Raw genomic sequence first — 26,326 nt, 5'->3', positions numbered from 1 at the left:
CGTTGGGGACTGGTCATCGCGTGAATCAATAGCGGCCTCAGCCGTTGTGCAGGCGATCCCGCTTGGCCAGCGTCGGGAACAGTTTTATCCACACCCCAGTCACCACCAAGGTACCCACACCGCCGAGCACCACCGCCGGCACCGTGCCAAACCAGTGCGCCGTGACCCCGGATTCGAACTCGCCGAGCTGATTTGAGGCACCGATGAACAAGCCGTTCACCGCGCTCACCCGCCCACGCATCTCATCCGGCGTCTCCAACTGCACGAACGCGCCACGGATGACCATGCTGATCATGTCCGCCGCGCCCAGCACCACCAGCACCGCCAGCGAGAACCAGAACGAGGTCGACAGGCCGAAGGCGATGGTCGCCACGCCGAACACCCCGACGGCGGTGAACATGATGCGGCCGACCTTGCGCTCCACCGGGAAGCGCGCCAGCCACAGCGACATCAGCAGCGCACCCACCGCTGGGGCCGAGCGCAGCAGGCCCAAGCCCCAGGGGCCAGTGAGCAGGATGTCCTTGGCGAACACCGGCAGCAGCGCCGTGGCGCCGCCCAGCAGCACGGCGAACAGGTCAAGGGAAATGGCCCCGAGGATGTCTGGGCGGCTACGGATGAAGCGGATCCCTGCCAGCAGCGACTCCAGGCTGGCGCGGCCGCGCTGGGGCACTTGCTGGCGCGAATCGAGGCTCAGCATCAACAGGCAGGCAATGGCGTACAAGGCCACGGTTGGCCCATACACCCAGATGCTGCCGAAGGCATACAGAAACCCGCCCACGGCCGGGGCGACGATGGTCGCTGCCTGGGTCGCCGAGGCAGACGCCGCCACGGCCCGCGGAAACAGCCCGGGCGGCACCACGTTGGGCAGCAGAGCCTGGGTGGCGGGCATTTCGAACGAGCGGGTGGCGCCCAGCAGGAACGCCAGCACGAAGATCAGCTCGCGGCTGACATTGTCGGTGGCGCTGCCCAGCGCCAGCGCCAGGGCGATCAACCCCTGCAGGGTCTGGCACAGCGCGGCGACCTTGCGCCGGTCATAACGGTCGGCGACATGCCCGGTGTGCAGCATGAACAGCACGCGCGGGGCGAATTCGACCAGGCCGACCAGCCCTAGGTCGAGCACATTGCCGGTCAGTTGATAGAGGTGCCAGCCGATAGCCACGGTGAGCATCTGAAAGCCGCTGGCGGTGAACACACGGGCCAGCCAGAAAGCAACGAAGGGGCGGTGATGGCGCAATAACTGCGGTGCGGAATCGGACATCGTGAACCTGTGGCCTCGGCGCAGTAGAGGGGTCGGCAGCGTATCATCTGTTTGTAACAAACAGTTACTGTTTGCCACATTCGGCACTTTTTCACGCTTTCCGAAAGAGGGTGGGGCAACCCGTCACGCGGCAATCAACCACACGGCCCGACGGGCCATTCGCGACTATGCTTCCTAGCAATCGTTGATCTGGATCAATCGTTCCAGAAGCAACGAGTTGGCCTGTGGGCCGAAATCCCTGCGATCGAACAGAACAATTCCAACGTGCCGCACTCGACTGAAACGTGGGGGCAGTGGGCAACGGGGCTAAAAGCCCGGAAGCCGGATTATCTGAAGAGGAAGCACCATGTTCGGAATAGAAGCCCTAGAGCTCGCCCGAATTCAGTTTGCCTTTACCGTGTCGTTCCACATCCTGTTCCCGGCCATCACCATCGGCCTGGCGAGCTACCTGGCGGTTCTCGAGGGCCTTTGGCTGAGGACCCATGAGCAGGTCTACCGTGACCTCTACCACTTCTGGTCGAAGATCTTCGCCGTCAACTTCGGCATGGGCGTGGTCTCCGGCCTGGTCATGGCCTATCAGTTCGGTACCAACTGGAGCCGCTTTTCGGACTTTGCCGGTGCGGTGACCGGCCCCCTCCTTACCTATGAAGTGCTGACCGCGTTCTTCCTCGAAGCGGGCTTCCTCGGTGTCATGCTGTTTGGCTGGAACCGTGTGGGCCGCGGCCTGCACTTCTTCGCCACGGTAATGGTGGCGCTGGGTACGCTGGTCTCGACCTTCTGGATCCTCGCCTCCAACAGCTGGATGCAGACCCCGCAAGGCCACGAGATCATCGACGGCCGGGTGGTGCCGGTGGACTGGCTGGCAATCATCTTCAACCCGTCGTTCCCCTACCGGCTGATGCACATGGCCACGGCCGCGTTCGTCGCCACGGCGTTCTTTGTTGGCGCCTCGGCGGCTTGGCACCTGCTGCGCGGGCGCGATAACCCGGCCGTGCGCAAGATGCTCTCGATGGCCATGTGGATGGCGCTGATCGTGGCGCCGGTGCAGGCGGTGATTGGCGACTTCCACGGCCTCAACACCCTGAAGCACCAACCCGTGAAAATTGCCGCAATCGAAGGCCACTGGGAAAACGTCCCCGGCGAGCCGACCCCGCTGATCCTGTTCGGCATCCCTGACATGAAAGCCGAAACCACACGCTTCAAGGTAGAGATTCCGGCACTTGGCAGCCTGATCCTCACCCACAGCCTGGATAAACAGGTGCCGGCGATGAAGGAATTCCCGCCTGAAGACCGGCCCAACTCGACCATCGTCTTCTGGTCGTTCCGGGTCATGGTCGGGCTCGGCTTCCTGATGATCTTCGTCGGCCTGTGGAGCCTGTGGCTGCGCAAGCGCGGCACGCTCTACAGTTCACGGCCGTTCCTGTACCTGACGTTGTGGATGGGCCCGTCCGGCCTTATCGCAATCCTGGCCGGCTGGTTTACCACCGAGATCGGCCGCCAGCCGTGGGTGGTGTATGGCCTGATGCGCACCTCCGAAGGGGTGTCCAACCACAGTTATGCACAGCTCGGTTTCACTCTGGTGGCCTTCGTGGTGGTGTACTTCGCGCTGTTCGGCACGGGCCTGGGCTACATGATGCGCCTGGTGCGCAAAGGGCCGAAAACCGGCGAGGGCGATGAACACACGCCAGGCGGCCCGGGGCAGAAACGCACGCCGGCGCGGCCATTGTCGGCCGCCGATGATGGCCGCGAGGCCAACAACGCCAGCCTGAGCAAGGAGAACTGAGCCATGGGTATCGACCTTCCGCTGATCTGGGCTGTGATCATCATCTTCGGCGTCATGATGTACGTGGTGATGGATGGTTTCGACCTGGGGATCGGCATGCTCTTCCCCTTCGTCAAGGGCGAGCGTGACCGTGACGTGATGATGAACACCGTCGCCCCGGTGTGGGACGGCAACGAAACCTGGCTGATCCTTGGCGGCGCCGGGCTGTTCGGGGCGTTCCCGATGGCCTACGCAGTGGTGCTCGAGGCCTTGTACCTGCCGCTGATCCTCATGCTCATCGGCCTGATCTTCCGCGGGGTGGCGTTCGAATTCCGCTTCAAGGCCAAGGATGACAAGCGCCACATCTGGAACAAGGCGTTCATCGGCGGCTCGCTGGTGGCGACCTTCTTCCAGGGCGTTGCACTGGGCGCATTCATGGAGGGGTTCAAGGTGGTCGACCGGCATTACGCCGGCGGCACGCTCGACTGGCTGACCCCGTTCAGCCTGTTCTGCGGCCTGGGGCTGATCGTTGCCTATACCTTGCTGGGCTGCACGTGGTTGATCATGAAGACTGAAGGGCCGTTGCAAGAACAGATGCACAAGCTAGGCCGGCCCCTGGCACTGGTGTTGCTGGTGGTGATCGGTATCGTCAGCCTGTGGACGCCGATCGCCTACCCACAGATTGCCGATCGCTGGTTCAGCATGCCTAACCTGTTGTGGTTCATGCCGGTGCCGATCCTGGTGCTGGTGACCTTCTACGGCCTGTTCAAGGCGGTGGCGCGCAGTGCCAACTACACGCCGTTCCTGTTGACCCTGGTGCTGATCTTCCTCGGCTACAGCGGCCTGGGCATCAGCCTGTGGCCGAACATCATCCCGCCGTCGATCTCGATCTGGGAGGCCGCCGCGCCGCCGCAGAGCCAGGGCTTCATGCTGGTGGGCACGTTGTTCATCCTGCCGTTCATCCTCGGGTACACCTTCTGGAGCTACTACGTGTTCCGCGGCAAGGTGACCCACGAAGACGGCTATCACTAGGAGGGGCGCATGATGACTGGCAAACATGGCCTGGAAGAGAAGAAACCGCTTTGGCAGCGGCTGGGCTGGCTGCTGCTGATCTGGGCGATGAGCGTGGCGGCGCTGGGTGTGGCCGCTTATGTGATGCGGCTGTTCATGGGGGCTGCCGGGCTCACCACCCACTGATACGGCTGAAGGGGCGCTTTGCGCCCCTTTTGCTTATTTGCGGGCTTTGAGGATCACGAACTTCGGCGTCGCCGCCACTTGCTCAACGCCCCGGAACAGCCGCGCCAGCTTGCTGTGATAGCCCAAGTGGCGGTTACCGACGATATACAGCGCCCCACCCACCACCAGCGCTTCGCGCGCCTGCTGGAACATGCGCCAGGCCAGGAAGTCGCCCACCACCTGCTGCTGGTGGAACGGCGGGTTGCACAGCACCACGTCCAGCGACTGCTTCTCCACCCCGGCCAGGCCGTCGCCTGCCAATACTGTCACCGCACGGTCGCCCAGCGCCGCCTGCCAGTTTTCCTGGGCCGACTGCACTGCCATGTACGACTCGTCGACCAGCGTGTAATGCGCCTGCGGGTTGGCCAGCGCGCTGGCGATGCCCAGCACGCCGTTGCCGCACCCCAGGTCGGCAACCCGTGCATTGCCCAGGTCGCGTGGCAGGTGTGGGAGGAACGCGCGGGTGCCGATGTCCAGGCCATCGCGGCAGAACACGTTGGCATGGTTGAGCAGTTCCAGCACCGGTGTGTCCAGTTGATAGCGAGTCGGGTAGGGCGAACGTGCGGCAGGGCGCTCGGCGACGGTGGCGGTCAGCAGGCGCGCCTTTTTCTGGGCGAGCGAAGCCTGCACCGGGCCGATGTATTGCTCCAGCAGGTCGCCCGCCGCCCGCGGCAGGTGTTTGATCATGGCCCCGGCGATCACCTGGGCGCCCGGGGCCAGGTGGCCTTGCAGACGGATCAGTTGCTCTTCGAGCAGGGCCAGGGTCTTGGGCACGCGAACGAGCACGCAATCGAACGGGCCTTGCCAGTGCGCACTGGCCGGCACGAACGGCACGCTGTCGAACGCCTTGCCGTTGCGCGCGAGGTTTTTCTCAAGGGCCAGGTGGGCCAGGTGCGAGTCACCGCTGCTGACCACCGACAGGTGGCCAACCAGGCTGGCGGCCAGGGCTCCGAAGCTGTCATTGAGCACCAGCACGCGGCTCTCGGCAGCCAGCTGCTGCCCATGCAACTGCTCGAGCAGGTACTCATCGGCGGCATCGAAGGCCTGCAGCGGGTCGTTGGCCTGGTCCGGCTGGCGGATCAGGTCGAGTTCGGCAAAGGGGGTGGTCAACAGGGGCATGGCGTCTGGCTCGGGTACGGATCTGCCCGTCGCGGATCGCCACGGGCTTTGGTCCGCGATTCTACAGGGCTTTGCCGACGGTCGCAGGCCTGGCTACTGATCGATCAGGCCGCGCATCGCGAGGATCGCAATGGCGGCTGCCTTGTTCGAGGCATTGGTCTTGGTGATCACACTGCGGATATGGAAGTTAACCGTGCTTTGCGACAGCGACAGGATGCAGGCGACATCGGCAGCCGTCTTGCCAGCGGCCGACCACTTGAGCACCTCGAGTTCCCGCTCGCTCATCTTCGGCTGTGGCGAGCAGAGCCTGGCCAGGTGATGCTCGCTGATGATCGCGTGCAGGGTGTGGCACAGCCACTGCACCTTGCCGGCTTTGTCGTAGAGTTCGGCGATGCTCACTTCGCCGATGGGCCTGGCCACGCTGACCTGGCTCTCGTTGTGCTGCAGATCGTGCAGTGACTGGGTCCAGCCATGGCGAAGGCCATGCTGGCAGGCTTGCTCGCGAAAATACGGCGTGTCGCGGTACAGGTCGTCGCTCCACAACACCGGCATGGTCGAAGCATGGCTGCGTGCCGCTGCCGCATCCTGCTTGTAGAACTCATCGCGCTGGTAGCGCTCGATCCACGCAACCGGATAGTTGCTGTAGAGGTAGAGCTTGGGGGACTGGGCTGCAAGCTGAATGCGAATCTTAAGGCCCAGAAAGTCCATCTCCATGTCCTGTGCCAGGTGCACAGCGAGGTCGAACACCTTTTGCGGCGTGCTCTCGCTGATCAGCCTATGTAGATGCTCATGATTCCATTGAAGCATCCGTTACACTCCCTCGATTTCCGGATCCAATCCGTTCGCATACCCGGAGGATTGTAGGAAAAGTCCGAGCGCTATGTTGGGATTTTTTTGTTATAGCGATCAGGTTTCTCTGCCAAATCGGCACGATCGTCTTGCCGTGCCCCTACATTAAGGTGGTTTTTATCCAGGCCGCTTTGCGCGACACTGTGCGCACGCTATTTTTGGAGCCCGTCATGACCGCCAGTGCCGACAAGTTTACCCGCCAGACCCTGCTCGACGTCCAGCCGCTGACGCCGAACCTGTTCAGCCTGCGGGTGACTCGCGATGCGGGTTTTCGTTTCCGTTCCGGCCAGTTCGCCCGCCTGGGCGTCACCAAGGCCGACGGCAGCGTGGTCTGGCGTGCCTACTCGATGGTCAGCGCGCCGCATGATGAACATCTGGACTTCTTTTCCATCGTGGTGCCAGGTGGCGAGTTCACCAGCGAGCTCAGCCGCCTGGGCGAGGGCGATTCCCTGCTGATCGACCGCCAGGCCTTTGGCTTCCTGACGCTTGACCGCTTTGTCGGCGGGCGTGACCTGTGGCTGCTGGCGACCGGTACCGGCATTGCGCCGTTCATGTCGATCCTGCAGGACTTCGAGGCCTGGGAGCGCTTCGACAACATCAAACTGGTGTATTCGGTGCGCGAGGCGAACGAACTGGCGTATGTGGACGAAATCGCCGGGCTTGAGCAGCGTGACTACCTGGCCGAGTTCGCCGGCAAGCTGCAATTCATTCCGGTGGTCACCCGTGAGCAGCACCCAGGGGCCTTGAACGCGCGCATTACCACGCTGATCGAGAACGGCGAACTGGAGAAGGCGGCGGGGCTTGAGTTTTCGCCTGAGCACTCGCGGATCATGCTCTGCGGTAACCCGCAGATGATTGATGACACGCGCAAGGTGCTCAAGGCGCGCGACCTGCAGCTGAGCCTGAGCAAACGGCCGGGTCAGGTGGCGGTGGAAAACTACTGGTGATGCAGGGGGCGCGCGAGGCGCCCCCACTCATTTCAGGGCAGGCGATCCTGGTTCTGCGTCTTGAGCAGGTCGCGAATCTCGGTCAGCAGCGTTTCCTGCGGCGTCGGCGCAGGCGGCACGCTCGGTGCCACGGCCTCTTCGCGCTTCAAGCGGTTGATCACTTTCACGCCCATGAAGATGGCGAACGCCACGATCACGAAGTCGATCACGGTCTGGATGAACTTGCCATAAGCCAGCACCACGGCCGGGATGTCGCCTTCGGCTGCCTTCAGGGTTATGGCCAGGTCACTGAAGTCCACGCCACCGATCAGCAGCCCCAATGGCGGCATGACCACGTCGCCGACGAAAGAGGAGACGATCTTGCCGAAGGCTGCGCCGATGATGATACCGACCGCCATGTCGACGACATTGCCTTTGACCGCGAAGGCCTTGAACTCACTGATCATACCCATGTTCGATTCCTTTGTAACAAATGGTGAGGTTAACGCAGTGTAAGCCACTAAAACGCTTCATGCGTGGTGTTCAGGGCTAGTGACTGCGCTTATAACGAATAGTTTTGTCGCATCCCGGCGCGTTCGAGACACGTCTGTGTCGGCTATCATGGCGGTTTTTTCCAGGAGACCCTGCCCATGGCCAAGGCCAAGCGTTTGTATGGCTGCACCGAATGTGGCGCGACCTTCCCCAAATGGGCTGGCCAATGTGGCGAATGCGGCGCCTGGAATACCTTGGTCGAAACCATGATCGAGAGCGGCGGCGCGGCGGCGCCCAGCGGCCGCGCCGGCTGGACCGGGCAACAGGCGCAGATCAAGACCCTGGCCGAAGTCAGCGTCGAGGAAATACCACGCTTTACCACCAGCAGCACCGAACTCGATCGCGTGCTGGGCGGTGGCCTGGTCGATGGTTCGGTGGTGTTGATTGGCGGTGACCCCGGCATCGGCAAGTCGACCATCCTGCTGCAGACCTTGTGCAATATCGCCGTGGGCATGCCGGCGCTGTACGTCACCGGCGAGGAATCCCAGCAGCAGGTGGCCATGCGCTCGCGGCGCCTGGGCCTGCCGCAGGACCAGCTCAAGGTGATGACCGAGACCTGCATCGAGACCATCATCGCCACGGCGCGGGTTGAAAAACCGCGGGTCATGGTCATCGATTCGATCCAGACCATCTTCACCGAGCAGTTGCAGTCGGCACCGGGCGGCGTGGCTCAGGTGCGTGAGAGCGCGGCGTTGCTGGTGCGCTACGCCAAGCAGAGCGGCACGGCGATCTTCCTGGTTGGCCACGTTACCAAGGAAGGCTCGCTGGCCGGACCGCGGGTGCTGGAGCATATGGTCGACACCGTGCTGTATTTCGAGGGCGAGTCCGATGGCCGCCTGCGCCTGCTGCGGGCGGTGAAGAACCGCTTCGGTGCGGTCAACGAGCTGGGCGTGTTTGGTATGACCGACCGTGGCCTGAAAGAGGTGTCCAACCCTTCGGCGATTTTCCTCAACCGGGCCCAGGAAGAAGTGCCGGGCAGTGTGGTCATGGCCACCTGGGAAGGCACTCGGCCGATGCTCGTGGAGGTGCAGGCGCTGGTCGATGACAGCCATCTGGCCAACCCACGGCGGGTTACCTTGGGCCTGGACCAGAACCGCCTGGCCATGCTGCTGGCGGTGCTGCACCGGCACGGCGGCATCCCTACCCATGACCAGGACGTGTTCCTCAACGTGGTGGGGGGAGTGAAAGTGCTGGAAACCGCCTCCGACCTGGCCCTGCTGGCGGCAGTGATGTCCAGCCTGCGCAACCGGCCGTTGGCTCATGGGCTGCTGGTGTTCGGTGAGATCGGCTTGTCCGGTGAGGTGCGCCCTGTGCCGAGTGGGCAGGAGCGCTTGAAGGAGGCGGCCAAGCATGGCTTCAAGCGCGCCATCGTGCCCAAGGGTAACGCGCCGAAGGAATCGCCACCGGGGTTGCAGGTGATTGCCGTGACTCGGCTGGAACAGGCCTTGGATGCCTTGTTCGAGTAATCATCACCTGAGCTGGCCTCTTCGCGGGACAAGGCCAGCTCCGGTAAACAAAAAGGGGAGCCGACGATGCGCGTCGGCTCCCCCGCGTAACCGCTCAGTCAGCGGTCAATGCTCGGCGACCGGTGTTCGCCTGGGCGCCGCGTTGCCATGCTCGTCCATTTCCAGCACCGGCACTTCGTTGCCATCGGCATCGAACAGCTTGCCATCCTTGAAGTAGTCGCCATCACGCAGCGAGGAGATGTCCGAATACTGGATGGTGCGTTCGTAGGCTGCGGCAAACACCGACTGCTGGTCCGAGTTGCCGGCCGTGAAGTGGTTGAAGATCAGGTTCAGCAGGATGGCCATGATCGCCGACGAGCTGATGCCCGAGTGGAAGATGGTTTCGAACCAGTTCGGGAAGTGGTGGTAGAAGGTCGGCGCGGCAATCGGGATCATGCCGAAGCCCAGCGAGGCGGCGACGATGATCAGGTTGACGTTGTTCTTGTAGTTGACCTTCGACAGGGTGCGAATGCCACTGGCCGCCACGGTGCCGAACAGCACGATGCCCGCGCCGCCAAGTACCGGGGTGGGTACCGCGGCAATCACCCGGCCCATGACCGGCAGCAGGCCGAGCACCACCAGGATCACGCCACCGGTGGCCACCACATAGCGGCTCCTGACCCCGGTCACGGCCACCAGGCCGACGTTCTGGGCGAAGGCGCTCTGGGTGAAGGAACCGAAGATCGGCGCCAGGATGCTCGACGCCATGTCGGCACGCAGGCCGTCGCCCAGGCGCTTGGAGTCGACCTTGGTGTCGATGATCTCACCCACGGCCAGGATGTCTGCCGAGGTTTCCACCAGCGTTACCATGATCACGATGCACATCGACAGGATCGCCGCGATGTGGAAGGTCGGCATGCCGAAGTGGAACGGCGTGGGGAAGGCGAACATCGGGCCTTCGGCGACCTTGCTGAAGTCGGTCATGCCCAGCGCCCAGGCGATCAGGGTGCCGAACACCATGGCCAGGAGGATCGACAGCCGCGAGATGGTCGCGCTGCCCAATTTGCTCAGCAGCAGCACGATGGCGAAGGTCAGCCCTGCCAGGCCGATGTTGGCCATGCTGCCGAACTCCGGCGAGGCGCTGTTGCCGCCCATCACCCAGCGTGCGGCCACGGGCATCAGGGTCAGGCCGATGGTGGTGATGACGATACCGGTGACCAGTGGTGGGAAGAACTTGGTGATGCGCGAGAACACCGGGGTGATCAGGAAGCCGATCAGCGACGCTGCCATGACCGCGCCCAGCACGCCCGGCAGGCCACCACCGCCCTCGCTGCTGAGAATCGCCCCCATGGTCGCCACACCGGCGAACGACACGCCTTGTACCAACGGCAGCTGACAACCGAAGAAGGGCAGGCCAAGCGTTTGCAACAACGTGGCCAGGCCGCCGGCGAACAGCGAGGCGGCGATCAGCATGCCGATCTCGGCACCGTTCAGGCCAGCGGCCTGCCCCAGGATCAGGGGTACTGCGACGATCCCGCCATACATGGTCAGCACGTGCTGCAGACCATAAGCCAGGTTGGCGCCAAGCCCGAGGTTTTCGTCCTCGGGGCGCTTGGCGGGAGACGTGCTAGGGGACGTAGTCATTGAGCAGGCTCTCTGTTTATTGTTGTGCCGCTACTGTAGACACTTCCTACAAATGATTGCTACAAGAATTGTATACAATATTTTGATTGGAGCGCGAACAAGCGGCCTTGCAGTGTGTGCAAGACTGCAATGCAGTTCGCGTACCAAGTCGCTAAAAGCTGTGCCAGAGGGCTGTGTACAAAGCGCTGCTACCCAGGCGTGAAGCTGTCTGGGTAGACAGGAAACGAAAGGTGGGAAAAATCTAAGCTAGCTAAGAGATTTCATTATTCGATGAGTTGTCGCAGCTCGCGCATCATTTCGGTGCTGTCGGCCACGTTCAATTCCACAAGACGGTGCAGATGAGTCATCGATTCGACGTCGATGAACAGGCACACGAAGCCCAGGCGCAAAGGCTCTTCATGGCGCAACTCGACCTGCATCTGAACGCGCGTTACGCGGTCCAGGTGGATGATCGCGTCGAAATCCTGGGTCAGGTCGGCATCCCAGGTGGGGGGGCGCTCTATCAGCAGGCCCTTGAGCGACAGATCGATGAGTTTTACCGGCCAGCGGCGGTCACCCTGGCGCAGCTCGGTGGGGGCATCGAAGTCGATGCGTTGGAAACGGCGGCGTTCGTCGTGTTGGCGCATGGGCAAGCCCTCGAGGTTGATCCTGACTATAGTTGATCCTGTACGCCTATTCAGGTACCGCAATCTGGCCGCAGAGGCTCTAGACCAAAGCAAGTGTGGCAATGCGCGATGACTGGCCCTAGACTCGATGGGCGGTCTTTCCAATCCACCAGCTGGAAGCAAACCATGAACAACAATAATAGCCTGCTACGCCACATTCCGTGGCTGGCGCTGGCAGTCATAGGGGCCTGCGCGCTGGGTGTGGTTGCCCTGCGTCGCGGCGAGGCGATCAATGCCTTGTGGATCGTGGTCGCATCGGTGGCCCTCTACCTGGTCGCCTATCGCTACTACAGCCTGTTCATCGCCACCAAGGTGATGCAGCTCGACCCACGCCGAGCCACCCCCGCGGTACTCAACAACGACGGCCTGGACTACGTCCCGACCAATAAACACATCCTCTTCGGTCACCACTTCGCCGCGATTGCCGGCGCCGGCCCCCTGGTCGGCCCTGTGCTTGCTGCGCAGATGGGCTACCTGCCCGGCACGCTGTGGCTGATCGCCGGCGTGGTGCTGGCCGGTGCGGTGCAGGACTTCATGGTCCTGTTCCTGTCCACCCGCCGCAACGGCCGCTCGCTGGGCGACATGGTGCGCGAGGAGATGGGCCGCATCCCGGGCACCATCGCCCTGTTCGGCTGCTTCCTGATCATGATCATCATCCTTGCGGTGCTGGCGCTGATCGTGGTCAAGGCCCTGGCCGAAAGCCCATGGGGCATGTTCACGGTGATGGCGACCATCCCGATCGCGATGTTCATGGGCATCTACATGCGCTACATCCGCCCGGGCCGCATCGGCGAGATTTCGGTGGTCGGCGTGGTGCTGCTGCTGGCGTCGATCTGGCTGGGGGGCCAGATCGCCGCAGACCCGGTCTGGGGCCCGGCGTTCACCTTCACCGGGGTGCAGATCACCTGGATGCTGGTGGGCTACGGTTTCGTCGCCGCCGTCCTGCCGGTGTGGCTGGTGTTGGCGCCGCGTGACTACCTGTCGACCTTCCTCAAGATCGGCACCATCGTCGGCCTGGCCATCGGCATCCTGATCATCGCGCCAGAGCTGAAAATGCCTGCGCTGACGCAGTTCACCGACGGCACCGGGCCGGTGTGGAAGGGCACCCTGTTCCCATTCCTGTTCATTACCATTGCCTGTGGCGCGGTGTCTGGCTTCCACGCGCTGATCTCCTCGGGCACCACGCCCAAGCTGCTGGACAACGAAACCAACGCCCGATACATCGGCTACGGCGGCATGCTGATGGAGTCGTTCGTCGCCATCATGGCCATGGTCGCTGCCTCGGTGATCGAACCGGGTGTGTACTTCGCCATGAACAGCCCGGCCGCCGTGGTGGGGTCCGACGTTGTTTCGGTGGCGCAGACGGTCAGCAGCTGGGGCTTCCTGATCACCCCCGAGCAGCTTGAAGCGGTCGCCCGCGACATCGGCGAGCACACCATCCTGGCCCGCGCCGGCGGTGCACCGACCTTGGCGGTCGGTATCGCGCAGATCCTTCACCAGGTGCTGCCGGGTGAAAACACCATGGCCTTCTGGTACCACTTCGCGATCCTGTTCGAGGCGCTGTTCATCCTCACCGCAGTGGACGCCGGTACCCGTGCCGGCCGCTTCATGCTGCAGGACCTGCTGGGCAGTTTCGTGCCGGCGCTGAAACGCACCGAATCGTGGACTGCCAACCTGATCGGCACCGCCGGCTGCGTGGCGCTGTGGGGCTACCTGCTGTATCAAGGCGTGATCGACCCGCTGGGCGGTATCAACACCCTGTGGCCGCTGTTCGGCATCTCCAACCAGATGCTGGCCGGTATCGCCCTGATGCTGGGTACCGTGGTACTGATCAAGATGAAGCGCCAGCGCTACGTCTGGGTCACTCTGCTGCCGGCTGTGTGGCTGCTGATATGCACCACCACCGCGGGCCTGATCAAGCTGTTCGACCCGAACCCGGCCGTTGGCTTCCTGGCCCTGGCCAAGAAGTACAGCACCGCGCTCGACGCCGGCCAGGTACTGGCTCCGGCCAAGGACATCGGGCAGATGCAGCACGTGATCTTCAACGCCTACACCAACGCCGGCCTGACCATTCTGTTCCTGGTGGTGGTGTTCAGCGTGCTGTTCTTCGCCCTCAAGGTTGGCTACGCCGCTTTGGGCCGCAAGGAGCGCACCGACAAGGAAACCCCGTTCCAGGCCCTGCCTGACGCTTGAGAGGACTGCTGCGATGTTCAACGACCTGGGTCGACTGGGTAAGTACCTGGGGCAGGCAGCCCGCCTGATGGTCGGCATGCCCGACTACGACAACTACGTCGAGCACATGCAGACCAAGCACCCGGACAAGCCGGTGATGAGCTACGAGGCGTTCTTCCGCGAACGCCAGGAGGCCCGTTACGGCGGCAAGTCCGGCCCCAAGTGCTGCTGATCCGGCACACTGCGTGAACCTGTGGGAGCCTGTGGGCTCCCACAGTCATTTTCAGCTTCAGGAGATTTCTGCGTGCAGACGCCCATTCCCGTAACCGTCCTGACCGGCTTTCTCGGTGCCGGCAAGACCACCTTGCTCAAGCACATGCTCAAGGCCGAGCACGGCCTGAAAATCGCCGTGATCGAAAACGAGTTCAGCGAGGCCGGCATCGACAGCCAACTGCTGGGTGACGAGCCGGTGCAGGTCATGACCCTGGCCAACGGCTGCGTGTGCTGCAGCATCCATGGCGACCTGACCCGCGCCCTGTACCTGCTGCTCGAACGCCTGGACGCCGGCGAGATCGCCTTTGACCGCCTGGTGATCGAGTGCACCGGCCTGGCCGACCCGGCGCCAGTGGCGCAGACCTTCTTCATCGAAGAAGACTTGCGTGATCGCTACATCCTCGACGGCATCATCACCCTGGTCGATGCGGCGCACGCCGAGCTGCACCTCACCCAGACCATCGCCCAGGCACAGGTGGGCTTTGCCGATCGCCTGCTGTTGAGCAAGACCGACCTGGTCGAGCCGGTGGCGGTGCAAGCCCTGCAAGAGCGCCTGGCGCGCATCAATGGCCGTGCAGCCATGCGTGTGGTGGAACACGGCCGTATCGACCTGGCCGAGTTGCTCGATGTGCGCGGCTTCAACCTCAACCCCGACCTGGGTGCAAACCTCAAGCCGACCCTGCGCCCGGTGCTCAAGCCCGCTACGCCGGACCGTATCTCCACGCTGGTGCTTCGCACCGAGGTACCGCTGGACATCGATCGCCTCAGCGACTTCATGAACGCGTTGCTGGAAACCCATGGCAAGCAACTGCTGCGTTACAAAGGCGTGCTCAACATCGCCGGGGAAGATCGCCGCCTGGTGTTCCAAGGCGTGCTCAAGCTCTATGGCTTCGACTGGGACGCCGAGTGGGCCGACGGCGAAAGCCGCGAGAGCGTGATGGTGTTCATTGCCGATGAACTGCCTGAGGCGACGATTCGGGCGGGTTTCGAGGCGTTGGCTGCGGGCTGACGTGGCGGGGCCTCGTTGCGTCGAACCACTGCGGCCATGAACTGCGGTGGCGCGTCTGGACCTCGATGCAGGGGATCAGCCGTTCAGTGAGCACGGCGGTCTGGCGCACGGTCTTGGCAGTGCGGTACTTGACGCTGTGGATGCACTCGCGGTCGCCGAACTCGCAACGGTTCAGTGCGGTGCCGCCGCAGGGGCCGTTGGCCAGGCCCTTGGGGCAGGTTTCCGGGCAGATGTACAGGGTGTCTTCCAGGCGGCAACGGCCGCAGGTGTCGCAGCCGAGCAGCGGCCGCTTCACGCTGCGCTCCAGGCCATGCAGCCAGCGGGTGCCCCTGGCGCTTGCCCACCATGGCCGGCGTACGGCCCAGCCGAAGGCCTTGCTCAGCCAGTTGTTGCGGCTGAACAGCAGGGCGTGAAAACCGTGCAACAGGTGGTAGCGCAGTTGCTCCTTGCGGCTTGCTCCGACCTTCGACTCGCCTTGGCGCCAGGCCGCTTGCGGTGGGTGAAACGTCACCGCTGGCAGGCCAGGCATCTGCCAACTGTCGGCCCAGGCCGGGGCCCACTGTTCCAGGGTGTGCAGGCGTGCCTGCCAATCCTCAAGGCGCTCCTCCAGGGCCAGCAGCTGCTTGAGTTCGTGAATGCCCGACACGTGTATGCCGGCGTAGCCCATCAACTTCACGCCGATGATCTGCAACGCCAGGCGATCGACGCTGCGCGCCTGGGCATACGCCTTGGACACCGCCGCTTCGGCTTCGAGCATGTCGCGCATGGACGGCGAGACGGTCACGCCAGCGACATGTTCGAGCATCGCGGCGCGGCCATGGGTCAGGCTCATCAGGCAGGCCAGCATCGGCTTGGGCGCGGCCTGGCGGTTCATCCACCGCATGGCTTCCTGGTGCTTGCTGGCATCGAAGCCCAGTTGCAAAGTAAGAAAGTCCGCTCCTGCGGCCAGTTTTTTCTCGGCCTTGAAGTATTGCGCGCCGCCTTCTTCCTCACGGTACTTGAACGGGTTGAGCGCGGCGCCGAGCAGCCAGTGCGGGCAGGCCTGGCGGGCGATCTGCAGCGCGGCGACCGATTCCAGGTAGCGCACCGGGCGTTCACCAGGCTGGTGGCCGGGCAGGCGGTCGCCGGTGAGCAGCAGCAACTGGTCGAGGCCGGCGGCGTCCATGCGTTGCAAGTGGGCCAGCAGGTGGTGGCGTTCGCGGTCCTTGCCGGAGAAGTGGGGCAAGGCAGGGACCGGCTTGCTGAAAGAGGTCAGGGCGTCCAGCGGCGAAAGGTCCAGCGGGCTGCCGACCCGGTCACCGATGGCCACGGTCATCGGCCAGCCGCACAATTGCCCACGGGCCATGATCGCGTCCATCGCGGCAAAGCGATCCGCCGAGGGCTTGGGGACGAATTCCATGACGCAAACGAAGTTCTGTTCGTGCAGCGCGGTTTTCAGGAGGCTCATGTGGCCGGACACCTGTGTGGTCAGGGAGGCATTGTGCGGCAGAAGACGGGCGGGGTCATGTCTGGATGCGCAGGGCGATGCTCTGAATGAGACATCCCCATTATCATGAAAAAATCTTGAGTTGATCTCAAATTTAATGAGTTTGTCTCAATGGAACGCGAGCTGGAAAATGCCCTCATTCATTAAGGCAAGCTGACGGGACAAGACATGGCACTGGCACACAATCTGGGTTTTCCGCGCATTGATCGCGAATTGCGTGCCTGCCACTGGCAGGCGCAGAAAGACGCCGGCATCGATTTACTGCCCGTTGGTGATTTCGCCTGGAACGACCAGGTGCCGGCCTGCCTGACCTGCGATGATCTACAGTTTGCCCTGAACTGGGAGCAGCTCTTCGAAGAAGTAGAGCACGCCAGGGCCTTGGGATACTCGGTCAAACCGGTGCTGATTGGCCCCTTGAGCTACCTGTGGCGGGGCAAGACGCTGGGCGGCGACTTTGACAAGCTGGAGCTGCTTGAACGCCTGCTGCCGCTGTATGACCAGACCCTCAACCGACTGGCTGCCCTGGGTGTTGAATGGGTACAGATCGATGAACCGATCCTCGCCCATGACTTGCCGCAAGACTGGAAAAACGCCTACGAACGCGCCTATAACATCCTTCAGCGCGCACCGCTGAAGAAGCTGGTCGCCACTTACGCGGGAGGCCTTGACGGTAACCTCGGCCTGGCCGCAAACCTGCCGGTCGATGGCTTGCACATCGACCTGGTGCAGGCGCCCGAGCAGTACACGACCATGCTCGACCGCCTGCCGGCTTACAAGGTGCTGTCGCTGGGGCTGGTCGACGGCCGCAACGCCTCGCCTTGCGACCTGGAGCAGACCCTGGATCTGCTGCGCGATGCCCACGAGCGCCTGGGTGAGCGGCTGTGGGTGGCGCCATCTTGCGCACTGCCGCACAGTCCGCTGGATCTGGCCGTACAGAAATGCCAGGAAGTGGCCGTGCTGGCCAAGGCGTTGAATGACTCGCGGCAACAGAACGCTGTTGCCGCTTGAGCGTTGCCGAATCAAGCCATCAACGTTCGATTGCCAGCGCCACCCCTTGGCCTCCCCCAATGCACAAGGTAGCCAGGCCTTTCTTCGCATCGCGCTTGATCATCTCATGCAGCAAGGTCACCAGCACCCGGCATCCGGAAGCGCCGATCGGGTGCCCCAGGGCAATGGCGCCGCCATTGACGTTGACCCTGCTTGCGTCCCACTCCAGCGCCTTGCCCACTGCCAGCGCCTGCGCGGCAAAGGCCTCGTTGGCCTCGATCAGGTCCAGTTCGCCCAGCTGCCAACCCGCTTTGTCCAGGCAACGCTGGGTGGCCGATACCGGGCCGATGCCCATGATTGCCGGGTCCACCCCGGCACTGGCGTACGCGGCAATTTTTGCCAGCACCGGCAGGCCCAGGGCCTTGGCCTTGCTTGCGCTCATCAGCAGCACCGCGGCGGCGCCGTCGTTGAGGCTGGAGGCATTGCCCGCCGTGACGCTGCCCTCTTTCTTGAAGGCCGGGCGCAGTTTGGCCAGGGAGTCGGCGGTAGTGCCTGGGCGTGGCTGCTCGTCACGCTCGAAGACCTTGGGGTCGCCTTTCTTCTGCGGCATCACGATCGGCGTGATTTCGTCCTGGAAGCGGCCAGCTTCGATGGCTGCCACGGCCTTGCGCTGTGATTCAGCGGCAAACGCATCCTGTTGCTCACGGCTGAGGCTGTATTGCTCGACCAGGTTCTCCGCGGTGATGCCCATGTGGTAGTCGTTGAATGCATCCCACAGGCCGTCGGTGATCATGCTGTCGATCAGCTGGCCATGGCCCATGCGCTGGCCGGTGCGGGCAGAAGGCATCACATAGGGGGCCAGGCTCATGTTCTCCTGGCCGCCGGCGACTACCACCTCGGCATCGCCGCAACGGATGGCCTGCGCCGCCAGGTGCAAGGCCTTGAGGCCCGAGCCGCAGACTTTGTTCAGGGTCAGTGCCGGCACGCTGTAGGGCAGGCCGGCCTTGATCGCGGCCTGGCGGGCAGGGTTTTGCCCGGCACCGGCGGTGAGCACCTGGCCGAGGATCACTTCGTCGACCTGCACCGGGTCCAGCCCGGTCTGCTCCAGCAGGCGCTTGATCACGGCCGCACCGAGGTCGACGGCGGGCACGTTGGCCAAGGCGCCCTGGAAGCTGCCGATGGCGGTACGGGTTGCGGCGACGATGACCACGTCGTTCATGTTGTTGTTCTCCGGACAATGAGCGTAGTGCCGACAGCATCGGCCGCTTCGGCTCATTTGTTAAGTTTGATTTTCTTTGCCATTGATGTGGAAAACAAATCAATCCGCCTGGCAAGTAGGCAAGGGCAACCCTGGGCTAAGCTGGAAACGTTCGGCCTAGCAGTTTCATTCATCCGATTGGAGCTCATTGCCATGCGTACCCTGATTGCCCTTACCCTGCTGATCGGCTGCAGCAGTGCATTCGCCGCCACCCAATGCACCACCGCTGACAAAAGTACCTGGCAAGACCAGGACAAGTTCCAGGCCCAGCTCAAGGCGCAGGGCTACAAGATCAACAAGTTCAAGGTCACCAAAGGCAACTGCTACGAAATCTACGGCTTCGACAAGGATGGCAGGAAGGTCGAGATCTACCATGATCCAGTCACCGGCAAGCCGGTCAAGACCGAGATCGAAGACTGATGCAGACGCCAACGGTGCAGCTGTGGGACCCGCTCCTGCGGCTGTGCCACCTGTCGTTCGCCACCGTGTTCTTGGCCGATTACTTTTTCAACGAAGAGGGTGACGACTGGCACCAATGGCTCGGCTATTACGCGCTGGGTTGCGTGGTGTTGCGCCTGGTGTGGGGCTTCGTCGGGCCGCAAAGTGCGCGTTGGGCAGACTTCTGGCCGACGCCCGCACGCCTTGCCGCGCATGCCCGGGCGTTGGTGCGGGGCGAGCCTTATCATCGCCTGGGGCATTCGCCGATTGGCGCACTGGTGATGCTGCTGATGCTGGCCGGCATCACCGGGCTCGGCCTGACGGGCTGGGCCTCCCAGGAGGTCGACGCGCTATGGGGCGCCGACTGGCCGATAGACGTGCACAGCTTCCTGGCCGATGCCGTGCTGGCCTTGGTGTGCGTGCACGTGCTGGCGGCCATCGTCGAAAGCGTGCGCCTGCGCGAGAATTTGCCGCTGTCGATGATCACCGGGCGCCGTCGCCAGCGCTAGGCGGTGCAGTGGCTGCAAGGCCAGCTGGCCGAGCAAGCGCAGTTTTGCATCCCCTCAAACACCCCGTAATATGTGTCGGATAACCTGCGGGGGTAGTCTCACCCTCTGATCAATCGGAATCGCCCGAAGGCGGCGCTTCCCAGCATAAACCTGACGAGGTACAGACATTGGCCATCATTCATCCTAAGGTTCGCGGTTTCATCTGCACCACGACTCACCCGAAGGGCTGCGAGCTCAACGTCCGTGACCAGATCGAAGCCACCCGCAAATTGGGCGTGCGCGAGGATGGCCCGAAGAAGGTCCTGGTCATCGGCGCATCCAGCGGCTACGGCCTGGCGGCGCGCATCACCGCAGCCTTCGGCTTCAAGGCCGACACCCTGGGCGTGTTCTTCGAGAAACCAGGCACCGAGACCAAGGCCGGTACCGCTGGCTGGTACAACTCGGCGGCTTTCGACAAGTTCGCCAAGGCAGAAGGCCTGTACAGCAAGTCGATCAACGGTGATGCCTTTTCCGACGAAGCCCGCGCCAAGGTCATCGAGCTGATCAAGAACGAAATGGGCGGCCAGGTCGACCTGGTGATCTACTCCCTGGCCTCGCCGGTGCGCAAGCTGCCGCAGACCGGTGAAGTGATCCGTTCCGCGCTCAAGCCCATCGGCCAGCCGTACAAGTCGACCGCCATCGACACCAACAAAGACACCATCATCGAGGCCAGCATCGAGCCGGCCACCGAGCAGGAAATCGCCGACACCGTCACCGTCATGGGTGGCCAGGACTGGCAGCTGTGGATCGACGCCCTGGCTGACGCCAACGTACTGGCCGAAGGTGCACGCACCGTGGCCTTCAGCTATATCGGCAGCGACATCACCTGGCCGATCTACTGGCACGGCGCCTTGGGCCAGGCCAAGCAGGACCTGGACGATACCGCGCTGCGCCTGAACGAGAAACTGGCCGGTGAAGTCAAAGGCGGGGCCAATGTGGCCGTGCTCAAGTCGGTAGTCACCCAGGCCAGCTCGGCCATCCCTGTGATGCCGTTGTACCTGTCGATGGTGTTCAAGATCATGCAGGAGAAGGGTGTTCACGAAGGTACCCAGAACCAGCTCGATCGTATGTTCCGTGAGCGCTTGTTCCGTGCTGACGGCCAGCCGGCCGAAGTCGACGAGAAAGGCCGCCTGCGCCTGGACGACTGGGAACTGCGCGACGACGTGCAGCACGCCTGCAAGGCCATGTGGCCGCAAGTGACCACCGAGAACCTGTTCGAACTGACCGACTACGCCGGTTACAAGAAGCAGTTCCTCAACCTGTTCGGTTTCGAGCGCGCTGACGTCAACTACGACGAAGACGTGGCTACCGATGTGAAGTTCGACTGCATCGAGCTGTAAGCTGAATCTGGGCTGGCCCCTTCGCGGCGCTTCGGCGCCCCGATAAGCCCGCTCCCACAAGGAATGTAGGCGCTGCCTCAAACCTGTGGGAGGGGGCGTGCCCCGTGGGGAGGCCAGTACAGACACAAGAATTTTTGCTAGCGTTGGCGCACAACAACAGGAAGCGCGCCATGAGCAGCCTCACCCAACCGGCCACGCCTTTTCGCCAGACCACAGCCGACGGCTACAGCCTCGGCGGCTTCTGCTGGCGCCACGCCCAGGCCAATCCCCAGCGCCCGCTGGTGATCATCAACGCCGCCACGTCCGTGCGCTGCCGTTATTACGCCCGTTTTGCCGCCTACCTGTTCGCCCACGGCTGCGACGTGTTGACCTACGACTACCGGGGCATCGGCGAATCCAGGCCAGCTTCCTTGCGGGGGTTCCAGGCATCGTGGAGCGACTGGGGCCGCCTGGATTTCGAAGCCATGCTGGTGCACGCTGCCCAGGCGTTTCCCGGCCAGCCGGTGGATGTGGTAGGGCACAGCTTCGGCGGTTGCGCCGTGGGGCTGGCGCCTTCTGCCGGGCAGGTTCGGCGGGTGGTGATGGTGGGGGCACAGTTCGCTTACTGGCGCGATTACGCGGCCGATCAGCGTTGGCGGCTGTTCGGCAAATGGCACGTGGCAATGCCTTTGCTGACCCGTGTGTTCGGCTACTTCCCCGGCAAGCGGCTGGGCTGGATGGAAGACACGCCAGCAGGCGTGGTGCAGGACTGGACCACCCGTACGCCGCGTTATGAGCACAGGCCTAGCGGGCGCAAGTTGGACGGTTTGCCGTTTGCTCAGGTGCGAGCAGCGACATTGGCCATCAGCCTGACCGATGATCCGTTTGGTACGGTGGCGGCCACCGAGCGATTACTCGGTTATTTACAGGGGGCCGAACGTCAGCATCTGCGCATTGCACCTGTGGATATCTCGGTCGAGGACATTGGCCATTTCGCGTTTTTCCATGATCGCTTCCGCGAGAGCCTATGGCCGATTGCGCTGGCGTGGTTGCAGCGCGGCGGCTTGCTGGCCGACGGGCCGGGGCAGATCATCAGCTGATGTGGCCTGCCCGGCCCCTTCGCCGGCTTGCCGGCGAATGGCCGCATGGCGGCCCCGGCACTATCAGGCGTTGCGCGAAAGCGGCTGAGCAGTGAACTTCACACCCGCCAGGCCGTGCTTGATCAGCGCACGTATGTTGCCATGGTCATTGCCTTCAGGCGTGGCCAGTACATCGCGGTAGTGCTCGCCGAAGGCCAGCAGGGCCTCCTGGTCGCTCAGGCCTTCCAGCAGGGCCAGGCCCAGGGTCTTGCACGAGCCTTCGTTCTGCCCGGCGGCGTTTTCCACGCCGCCATTGTTGAAGGCTTGTGGCTGGTAGTTGTAGTTGCCGGCAATGAACGCCAGGGTGTCGGCAAAGGCGTGTTCGCCGCTGGCCAGGCGGGTGCGCAGGGTGTTCAGATCAGTCACGAGGTTTTCCTTTTTCGAACGCCGCTTGCTGGTCGGCGCTGGCTTCTTTCTGGTACTGGGTTTTCCACTCGGCGTAGGGCATGCCATACACCGCTTCACGGGCGTCATCCAGGCTGATGTCGACCTGGTGCTCGTCGGCAGCGGCCTTGTACCACTTGGACAGGCAGTTGCGGCAGAAGCCGGACAGGTTCATCAGGTCGATGTTCTGCACATCGGTGCGGTTCTGCAGGTGTGCGACCAGGCGCCGGAAGGCGGCTGCTTCGAGTTCGAGCTGTTGTTGGGGAGTCATGGGCTTCTCTCAGGTCATGCGATTCTTCAGGTGGCGGCCACCATTGATGACCACCTGGCTGCCGGTGCTGTACTGGCTGGCGAGCAGGTACTTGACCGTCTCGATCAGCGGCCCGGCGCCGGGCTCGAATGGCAGCAGGGCCTTGTTCAGGGTCTGCTGGCGGTAGGCTTCGTCACCCCCTTCCTTGAGGATCAGCAGCCCCGGCAGGATACCGTTGACGTGCACCTTGGGCGCGTACTTTTCGGCGAATGACAGCACCATGTTCTGCAGCGCGGCCTTGGTCGCGGCGTAGCCGATATGGCTTTTGCTGCCACGCGAAGAGGTTTCATCGCAGATATGGATGATGTCGGCCTTGTCGACCTTGGCCAGCAGGTCGCCCAGGGCCAGGTTCAGGTGGTACGGCGCCTCGACGTGGAGGCGGAACATGGTCTCGAGGTTGTCCAGGCCATCATCGAGCCACAATGAGGCGTTGTGGATGATCGCGCGCAGCCCGTCGTAATGCTGCTGCAGGTAGTCGATCAGTGCCTGGCGGTCGGCTGCCAGGCACAGGTCGGCCTGGAACTGCACGATATTCGGGTGCGCGGACTGTGGCTGGACGCTGCGGCTGGCACTGACCACGGTATGGCCGGCCTCTGCCAGTTCAAGGGCCAGGGCCAGCCCAACGCGCTGGCTGGCTCCGGTAACGAGAATTGGGCTGTTCATGTGCGGGCGGTCAACTTGTCTTTCCTGTCGTTGCCGCCCAGCATACCCGAACTGTTTCCCTCTTGTATGGCCTGGCCTCAGCGGCTGCGCAGGGCGGCGCCAGTGGAAGGCGAGGCGTGCAGCCAGCCGGCCAGCAGGCGAGTGGAGAGGGGGATGAACAGGTAGACCATCAGCGGCGTCAGGGCCAGGGTGCTGAGCATGACCCGCGGCACCAGTTCGAGCCCGGCCAGCCAATGGCCGAACAGCACATTGAACAGCAGCGAGACCGGGAAAAACGCCAGCCAGATCGCCACTGCCTGCTTCCAGCGTGGTGGTTTTTGCACTGTATTGGTGCCAAACCAGTCATCAATACCGCTCACGCGCCTCTCTTTGGGGCGCTCGAACAGGCCGTTGCCGCGTTGCAGCCAGGCCCGGCGCGAGGCGGAATGCTCCCAAGCGTGCAGGGTAGGTTCGTCGCTGAAGCGGAAAATGATCTGGAATTCATCGCCATCACGGGGCGGTGCGAGGATGCCCGAACCCAGGTAGCCGGGGAAGTCGGTGGCCAGCTGCTCGCCTTCGTGCAGCCAGGCCAGCAGGTCCTGGTAGCGGCCATGGGCGGCGCGGCGCGACACCATCAAGGTGACGGGTGGGGTAGACATTGTGTATCTCCTGGCGACGGGGCTGGCGGGTAGCCGGCCCCTTGGCTGCGTGGCCCGGGGTGGTGGGCAACGCAGGCTTGCATGCAAGAATCGGGCGCGAATTATCGCTTAAACACGTTGATCGGCAAATATCTAGTGGCAAACGGTCGCTAACCTGTGAGGTATCGCCTCGTAGTAGAATGCGCGTTCAATTACCGCGCACAGGTTACCCAGTGCAGATGAACAAACAGGGAAGTACCTCGCAAATCGAGGCAGGGCTGGACCACCAGGACTTGTTCCCGATCCGCGAAGTTTCTCGGCTCACCGGGGTCAATGCCGTGACCCTGCGTGCCTGGGAGCGCCGTTATGGGCTGATCCAGCCGACCCGTACCGACAGTGGCCACCGGCTGTATTCGCAGGCGGATATCGACGATATCCGTCGCATTCTGGGTTGGCTCGAGCGCGGCGTCGCGGTCAGCAAGGTCGGCAGCATCCTGGCCCGCAGCCCGGCGCATGTGCAGGGCACGCTCGCGGCCGATTCCGCTGCCCACTGGCAGGCACAAGTGCGCGAGGCGGTGCAACGCTTCGATGCCGTCAGCCTGGGCCTGCTGTTCGACCAGGTGTTCGCCACTGTCAGTCAGGATCAGGTGTTCGCCGAAGTGTTCATGCCTGTCTGGCATGACCTGGCGGCCGGGCAGGGGGCTTTTGGCCAGGCCAGCGAATGGCTGTTCCTCGATCAGTTCCTGCGTGCCCGGGTGTTTTCGCGCCTGCAGCTCACACGGGTGCCGCGCCGCTGCAGCGTGCTGCTGGCGCCGCTGCCGGGGCAGTGTTTCGAGCTGGAACTGCTGGTCACCGGTCTGCTGTTGTGCAGCGACGATGTGGCGGTGACCTTGCTGATGCCTGGGCAGCCGCTGGACGAACTGGCGGTGGTGTCGGGCAGGCTTAGGCCGGATGCGCTGGTGCTGTTCTCCAATCACGTACCCACTGCCGAACTGGGCAAACGCTTGAGCCGCCTGGCCGTAGGGCTGGAGTGCCCGTTGCTGTTGGCCGGCGAGGCGGCAGAAATCGCCCAGGAGAGCCTGGCGGGCAGCCCGGTGGCGTGCCTCGGCGCAGAAGGCGACCTGATGCGGCGGCGGTTGCGGCAGTACCTCGCCGGTCAGCTCGATACCTGAGCGTGCAGCTCTGGGTGGGCCTCACGGTGGGCCTGGAGAATGTATTCACGCAGGCGGTCGATTTCTGCATCGGCGCTTCGGCTGAGGTCGTAGGCCGCCAGGTCCGGGCCAATACGTCGGCGTAGCCTGCCATGCAGGCTAATGGCCGGGATGCCGGCTGGCGCGAAGCGCAGGTCGAAGCGTGTAGGCGCTTCCGCCAGGCCGCGCACTTCAAGCAGCGCGCCTTTGAACGAAATATCGCGCACGAACAGCCCACTGACGTGGCCCTGTGCATCCAGCAGCGCACTCGGTTGGTCCATCGACAGGCGCCAAGGGCGCAGCATCGGGCCGTCTTCATAGATTTCCGGCGAGCCGATCTGCAGGTGCACGGCGTGGAACTCGTCCTCCACCAGTTGCAACGGGAAGCTGATCTGCTGGTTGTTGAACTGTGCCTGCAGGGTGACCTGCTCGTTGGCGACCAGGCGGGTCAGCAAGGACTGAATACGGCGGTCGCCATTGACCAGCAGGCTCGACATGGGGTCGGCCAGGTTCAATTGCGGGGAGTGCTGCATGTCCTGGATGAAATCCAGCTCGTCCTGGGTCAAAAGCGCATCGGCGTGCATGATCGAACTCGGTGGTGACGATTTCTTCAACGGGATTGACCGTGCCGTAGGCGCTTGGTTCAGGAGCGCTCGTCGAAATTCCGACGAGCGTGCAGTTCGGCCAGCTCCCGCTCCAGTTCGACCTGGCGGCTGACATCCTTCTGGATACCGATGAAATACGTGCGCTGGTCGGCATCGTTCTTCACGGGGGTGATCGACAGCTCGTTCCAGAAGGCGCTGCCGTCCTTGCGGTAGTTGCGCAGCACTTCGCGGCATGGGCGGCCCTCGATCAGGGCTTTGCGAATGCGTGCGCGGCCGAGTTGGTCGCGGTCATCGGCCTGCAGGAAGCGGCAATCCTGATAGAGGATTTCGTCACGGCTATAGCCTGTCAGGCGTTCGAATGCTGCGTTCACGTAGATCAGGATGGTGTCATCGCCTTCCAGTTCGGCGACCACGATCCCATCGTTGGACGCATCGACCATGGATTGCAGCAATTGCGCGTTGATCATGTTCA

27 protein-coding genes and 1 pseudogene are annotated in these 26,326 nt (G+C 63.2%); 14 read left to right on the top strand and 14 right to left on the bottom strand.

All coding sequences use genetic code 11. The features are described from left to right. Positions 1–37 precede the first annotated feature (37 nt). Positions 38–1,258, bottom strand: a complete 1,221-nt coding sequence (locus tag ACIPIJ_RS22335; protein ID WP_387532317.1) for an MFS transporter — start codon at positions 1,256–1,258, stop codon at positions 38–40. A gap of 346 nt (positions 1,259–1,604) precedes the next feature. Between ACIPIJ_RS22335 and ACIPIJ_RS22330 the strand changes: the two genes are divergently transcribed. The 3 genes from ACIPIJ_RS22330 to ACIPIJ_RS22320 are packed head-to-tail and all read left to right on the top strand — an operon-like array spanning position 1,605 to position 4,217. Further along, positions 1,605–3,041: a cytochrome ubiquinol oxidase subunit I gene (locus ACIPIJ_RS22330; RefSeq protein ID WP_401080583.1), complete on the top strand. Its 1,437-nt coding sequence runs from the start codon at positions 1,605–1,607 to the stop codon at positions 3,039–3,041. Between the two features lie 3 nt (positions 3,042–3,044). Beyond that, positions 3,045–4,052, top strand: a complete 1,008-nt coding sequence (gene cydB, locus ACIPIJ_RS22325; RefSeq protein ID WP_401080581.1) for a cytochrome d ubiquinol oxidase subunit II — start codon at positions 3,045–3,047, stop codon at positions 4,050–4,052. Positions 4,053–4,061: 9 nt separating this feature from the next. Next, positions 4,062–4,217, top strand: coding sequence for a DUF2474 domain-containing protein (locus ACIPIJ_RS22320; protein ID WP_081663495.1), 156 nt, complete (start codon positions 4,062–4,064; stop codon positions 4,215–4,217). 33 nt (positions 4,218–4,250) lie between these two features. Here ACIPIJ_RS22320 and ACIPIJ_RS22315 read toward each other — a convergent pair whose 3' ends face one another. Together ACIPIJ_RS22315 and ACIPIJ_RS22310 are read right to left on the bottom strand one after the other, a co-directional pair. Beyond that, positions 4,251–5,375 carry a methyltransferase gene (locus ACIPIJ_RS22315; protein WP_401080579.1) on the bottom strand — a complete coding sequence of 375 codons (1,125 nt, stop codon included), beginning with the start codon at positions 5,373–5,375 and terminating at the stop codon, positions 4,251–4,253. Between the two features lie 93 nt (positions 5,376–5,468). Beyond that, positions 5,469–6,182, bottom strand: coding sequence for an autoinducer binding domain-containing protein (locus tag ACIPIJ_RS22310; protein ID WP_401080577.1), 714 nt, complete (start codon positions 6,180–6,182; stop codon positions 5,469–5,471). Positions 6,183–6,394: 212 nt separating this feature from the next. Here ACIPIJ_RS22310 and ACIPIJ_RS22305 point away from each other — a divergent pair, with 212 nt between their 5' ends. Further along, complete coding sequence (locus ACIPIJ_RS22305) at positions 6,395–7,171, top strand: ferredoxin--NADP reductase (protein ID WP_401080575.1); 777 nt, start codon at positions 6,395–6,397, stop codon at positions 7,169–7,171. Between the two features lie 32 nt (positions 7,172–7,203). Here the strand turns inward: ACIPIJ_RS22305 and mscL are convergent, their stop codons facing one another. Further along, entirely contained in the window at positions 7,204–7,623 is a 420-nt protein-coding gene (gene mscL / locus ACIPIJ_RS22300) for a large-conductance mechanosensitive channel protein MscL (RefSeq protein ID WP_346613910.1), read from the bottom strand. Positions 7,624–7,800: 177 nt separating this feature from the next. On the opposite strand from mscL, the gene radA reads away from it, so the two are divergent. Beyond that, complete coding sequence (gene radA / locus ACIPIJ_RS22295; protein WP_401080573.1) at positions 7,801–9,168, top strand: DNA repair protein RadA; 1,368 nt, start codon at positions 7,801–7,803, stop codon at positions 9,166–9,168. A gap of 105 nt (positions 9,169–9,273) precedes the next feature. Here radA and ACIPIJ_RS22290 read toward each other — a convergent pair whose 3' ends face one another. Beyond that, positions 9,274–10,791, bottom strand: a complete 1,518-nt coding sequence (locus tag ACIPIJ_RS22290) for a nucleobase:cation symporter-2 family protein (RefSeq protein WP_401080571.1) — start codon at positions 10,789–10,791, stop codon at positions 9,274–9,276. A 263-nt stretch (positions 10,792–11,054) separates the two neighbouring features. Continuing rightward, positions 11,055–11,417, bottom strand: a complete 363-nt coding sequence (locus tag ACIPIJ_RS22285; RefSeq protein WP_401080569.1) for a PilZ domain-containing protein — start codon at positions 11,415–11,417, stop codon at positions 11,055–11,057. Positions 11,418–11,582: 165 nt separating this feature from the next. Between ACIPIJ_RS22285 and ACIPIJ_RS22280 the strand changes: the two genes are divergently transcribed. The 3 genes from ACIPIJ_RS22280 to yjiA all read left to right on the top strand — a co-directional run bounded on the left by ACIPIJ_RS22280 (position 11,583) and on the right by yjiA (position 14,910). Continuing rightward, entirely contained in the window at positions 11,583–13,649 is a 2,067-nt protein-coding gene (locus ACIPIJ_RS22280) for a carbon starvation CstA family protein (protein WP_401080567.1), read from the top strand. A gap of 13 nt (positions 13,650–13,662) precedes the next feature. After that, positions 13,663–13,860 carry a YbdD/YjiX family protein gene (locus ACIPIJ_RS22275; RefSeq protein WP_008094130.1) on the top strand — a complete coding sequence of 66 codons (198 nt, stop codon included), beginning with the start codon at positions 13,663–13,665 and terminating at the stop codon, positions 13,858–13,860. 72 nt (positions 13,861–13,932) lie between these two features. Then, positions 13,933–14,910, top strand: a complete 978-nt coding sequence (gene yjiA / locus ACIPIJ_RS22270) for a GTPase (protein ID WP_401080565.1) — start codon at positions 13,933–13,935, stop codon at positions 14,908–14,910. On the opposite strand, the gene ACIPIJ_RS22265 is transcribed toward yjiA, so the two are convergent. Beyond that, on the bottom strand, positions 14,846–16,357 hold the full coding sequence (locus ACIPIJ_RS22265) for a methylenetetrahydrofolate reductase C-terminal domain-containing protein (protein ID WP_401080563.1): 1,512 nt from the start codon (positions 16,355–16,357) through the stop codon (positions 14,846–14,848). The two genes, yjiA and ACIPIJ_RS22265, sit on opposite strands and share 65 nt — an antisense overlap. A 207-nt stretch (positions 16,358–16,564) precedes the next feature. Here ACIPIJ_RS22265 and ACIPIJ_RS22260 point away from each other — a divergent pair. Beyond that, a pseudogene (locus tag ACIPIJ_RS22260) lies at positions 16,565–17,401 on the top strand (5-methyltetrahydropteroyltriglutamate--homocysteine methyltransferase); the annotation flags it as partial. Between the two features lie 22 nt (positions 17,402–17,423). Here the strand turns inward: ACIPIJ_RS22260 and ACIPIJ_RS22255 are convergent. Continuing rightward, complete coding sequence (locus ACIPIJ_RS22255; RefSeq protein WP_401080561.1) at positions 17,424–18,602, bottom strand: acetyl-CoA C-acetyltransferase; 1,179 nt, start codon at positions 18,600–18,602, stop codon at positions 17,424–17,426. Between the two features lie 192 nt (positions 18,603–18,794). Here ACIPIJ_RS22255 and ACIPIJ_RS22250 point away from each other — a divergent pair, with 192 nt between their 5' ends. The 4 genes from ACIPIJ_RS22250 to ACIPIJ_RS22235 all read left to right on the top strand — a co-directional run bounded on the left by ACIPIJ_RS22250 (position 18,795) and on the right by ACIPIJ_RS22235 (position 22,046). Further along, complete coding sequence (locus tag ACIPIJ_RS22250; protein WP_401080559.1) at positions 18,795–19,061, top strand: PepSY domain-containing protein; 267 nt, start codon at positions 18,795–18,797, stop codon at positions 19,059–19,061. Further along, a complete protein-coding gene (locus ACIPIJ_RS22245) occupies positions 19,061–19,588 on the top strand; it encodes a cytochrome b/b6 domain-containing protein (RefSeq protein ID WP_401080557.1) in 528 nt (175 codons plus the stop codon). The genes ACIPIJ_RS22250 and ACIPIJ_RS22245 overlap by 1 nt, the downstream gene beginning before the upstream one ends. A gap of 167 nt (positions 19,589–19,755) precedes the next feature. Then, positions 19,756–20,967 carry an enoyl-ACP reductase FabV gene (fabV, locus tag ACIPIJ_RS22240; RefSeq protein ID WP_401080555.1) on the top strand — a complete coding sequence of 404 codons (1,212 nt, stop codon included), beginning with the start codon at positions 19,756–19,758 and terminating at the stop codon, positions 20,965–20,967. Positions 20,968–21,137: 170 nt separating this feature from the next. After that, entirely contained in the window at positions 21,138–22,046 is a 909-nt protein-coding gene (locus ACIPIJ_RS22235) for an alpha/beta fold hydrolase (RefSeq protein WP_401080553.1), read from the top strand. A gap of 63 nt (positions 22,047–22,109) precedes the next feature. Here the strand turns inward: ACIPIJ_RS22235 and ACIPIJ_RS22230 are convergent, their stop codons facing one another. From ACIPIJ_RS22230 to ACIPIJ_RS22215, 4 genes are all read right to left on the bottom strand, one after another. Further along, positions 22,110–22,451: a HopJ type III effector protein gene (locus ACIPIJ_RS22230; protein WP_401080551.1), complete on the bottom strand. Its 342-nt coding sequence runs from the start codon at positions 22,449–22,451 to the stop codon at positions 22,110–22,112. Continuing rightward, positions 22,444–22,740, bottom strand: a complete 297-nt coding sequence (locus ACIPIJ_RS22225; RefSeq protein ID WP_401080549.1) for a DUF1244 domain-containing protein — start codon at positions 22,738–22,740, stop codon at positions 22,444–22,446. The genes ACIPIJ_RS22230 and ACIPIJ_RS22225 overlap by 8 nt, the downstream gene beginning before the upstream one ends. Positions 22,741–22,749: 9 nt before the next feature. Then, the gene (folM, locus tag ACIPIJ_RS22220) at positions 22,750–23,442 is read right to left on the bottom strand and encodes a dihydromonapterin reductase (RefSeq protein WP_401080547.1); all 693 of its coding nucleotides are present in this window, start codon (positions 23,440–23,442) and stop codon (positions 22,750–22,752) included. 77 nt (positions 23,443–23,519) lie between these two features. After that, entirely contained in the window at positions 23,520–24,080 is a 561-nt protein-coding gene (locus ACIPIJ_RS22215) for an antibiotic biosynthesis monooxygenase (RefSeq protein ID WP_401080545.1), read from the bottom strand. Positions 24,081–24,298: 218 nt separating this feature from the next. Here ACIPIJ_RS22215 and ACIPIJ_RS22210 point away from each other — a divergent pair, with 218 nt between their 5' ends. Beyond that, complete coding sequence (locus tag ACIPIJ_RS22210) at positions 24,299–25,231, top strand: MerR family transcriptional regulator (RefSeq protein ID WP_401080543.1); 933 nt, start codon at positions 24,299–24,301, stop codon at positions 25,229–25,231. Here ACIPIJ_RS22210 and ACIPIJ_RS22205 read toward each other — a convergent pair. Both ACIPIJ_RS22205 and ACIPIJ_RS22200 read right to left on the bottom strand, forming a co-directional pair. Next, positions 25,216–25,833: a hypothetical protein gene (locus tag ACIPIJ_RS22205; RefSeq protein WP_401080541.1), complete on the bottom strand. Its 618-nt coding sequence runs from the start codon at positions 25,831–25,833 to the stop codon at positions 25,216–25,218. The two genes, ACIPIJ_RS22210 and ACIPIJ_RS22205, sit on opposite strands and share 16 nt — an antisense overlap. Positions 25,834–25,892: 59 nt before the next feature. After that, the gene (locus ACIPIJ_RS22200) at positions 25,893–26,321 is read right to left on the bottom strand and encodes a PAS domain S-box protein (RefSeq protein ID WP_401080539.1); all 429 of its coding nucleotides are present in this window, start codon (positions 26,319–26,321) and stop codon (positions 25,893–25,895) included. Between the last annotated feature and the right edge of the window lie 5 nt (positions 26,322–26,326).

The organism is Pseudomonas sp. NPDC087185, from assembly GCF_044744955.1.
Taxonomy (GTDB): domain Bacteria; phylum Pseudomonadota; class Gammaproteobacteria; order Pseudomonadales; family Pseudomonadaceae; genus Aquipseudomonas.
This window is presented reverse-complemented; position numbering and strand designations above follow the sequence as displayed.

Coding starts and splice junctions, on each gene's coding strand:
- ACIPIJ_RS22335 (WP_387532317.1), bottom strand. CDS start 1,258: ATGTCCGATTCCGCACCGCAGTTATTGCGCCATCACCGCCCCTTCGTT.
- ACIPIJ_RS22330 (WP_401080583.1), top strand. CDS start 1,605: ATGTTCGGAATAGAAGCCCTAGAGCTCGCCCGAATTCAGTTTGCCTTT.
- cydB (WP_401080581.1), top strand. CDS start 3,045: ATGGGTATCGACCTTCCGCTGATCTGGGCTGTGATCATCATCTTCGGC.
- ACIPIJ_RS22320 (WP_081663495.1), top strand. CDS start 4,062: ATGATGACTGGCAAACATGGCCTGGAAGAGAAGAAACCGCTTTGGCAG.
- ACIPIJ_RS22315 (WP_401080579.1), bottom strand. CDS start 5,375: ATGCCCCTGTTGACCACCCCCTTTGCCGAACTCGACCTGATCCGCCAG.
- ACIPIJ_RS22310 (WP_401080577.1), bottom strand. CDS start 6,182: ATGCTTCAATGGAATCATGAGCATCTACATAGGCTGATCAGCGAGAGC.
- ACIPIJ_RS22305 (WP_401080575.1), top strand. CDS start 6,395: ATGACCGCCAGTGCCGACAAGTTTACCCGCCAGACCCTGCTCGACGTC.
- mscL (WP_346613910.1), bottom strand. CDS start 7,623: ATGGGTATGATCAGTGAGTTCAAGGCCTTCGCGGTCAAAGGCAATGTC.
- radA (WP_401080573.1), top strand. CDS start 7,801: ATGGCCAAGGCCAAGCGTTTGTATGGCTGCACCGAATGTGGCGCGACC.
- ACIPIJ_RS22290 (WP_401080571.1), bottom strand. CDS start 10,791: ATGACTACGTCCCCTAGCACGTCTCCCGCCAAGCGCCCCGAGGACGAA.
- ACIPIJ_RS22285 (WP_401080569.1), bottom strand. CDS start 11,417: ATGCGCCAACACGACGAACGCCGCCGTTTCCAACGCATCGACTTCGAT.
- ACIPIJ_RS22280 (WP_401080567.1), top strand. CDS start 11,583: ATGAACAACAATAATAGCCTGCTACGCCACATTCCGTGGCTGGCGCTG.
- ACIPIJ_RS22275 (WP_008094130.1), top strand. CDS start 13,663: ATGTTCAACGACCTGGGTCGACTGGGTAAGTACCTGGGGCAGGCAGCC.
- ACIPIJ_RS22265 (WP_401080563.1), bottom strand. CDS start 16,357: ATGAGCCTCCTGAAAACCGCGCTGCACGAACAGAACTTCGTTTGCGTC.
- ACIPIJ_RS22255 (WP_401080561.1), bottom strand. CDS start 18,602: ATGAACGACGTGGTCATCGTCGCCGCAACCCGTACCGCCATCGGCAGC.
- ACIPIJ_RS22250 (WP_401080559.1), top strand. CDS start 18,795: ATGCGTACCCTGATTGCCCTTACCCTGCTGATCGGCTGCAGCAGTGCA.
- ACIPIJ_RS22245 (WP_401080557.1), top strand. CDS start 19,061: ATGCAGACGCCAACGGTGCAGCTGTGGGACCCGCTCCTGCGGCTGTGC.
- ACIPIJ_RS22235 (WP_401080553.1), top strand. CDS start 21,138: ATGAGCAGCCTCACCCAACCGGCCACGCCTTTTCGCCAGACCACAGCC.
- ACIPIJ_RS22225 (WP_401080549.1), bottom strand. CDS start 22,740: ATGACTCCCCAACAACAGCTCGAACTCGAAGCAGCCGCCTTCCGGCGC.
- folM (WP_401080547.1), bottom strand. CDS start 23,442: ATGAACAGCCCAATTCTCGTTACCGGAGCCAGCCAGCGCGTTGGGCTG.
- ACIPIJ_RS22215 (WP_401080545.1), bottom strand. CDS start 24,080: ATGTCTACCCCACCCGTCACCTTGATGGTGTCGCGCCGCGCCGCCCAT.
- ACIPIJ_RS22210 (WP_401080543.1), top strand. CDS start 24,299: ATGAACAAACAGGGAAGTACCTCGCAAATCGAGGCAGGGCTGGACCAC.
- ACIPIJ_RS22205 (WP_401080541.1), bottom strand. CDS start 25,833: ATGCACGCCGATGCGCTTTTGACCCAGGACGAGCTGGATTTCATCCAG.
- ACIPIJ_RS22200 (WP_401080539.1), bottom strand. CDS start 26,321: ATGATCAACGCGCAATTGCTGCAATCCATGGTCGATGCGTCCAACGAT.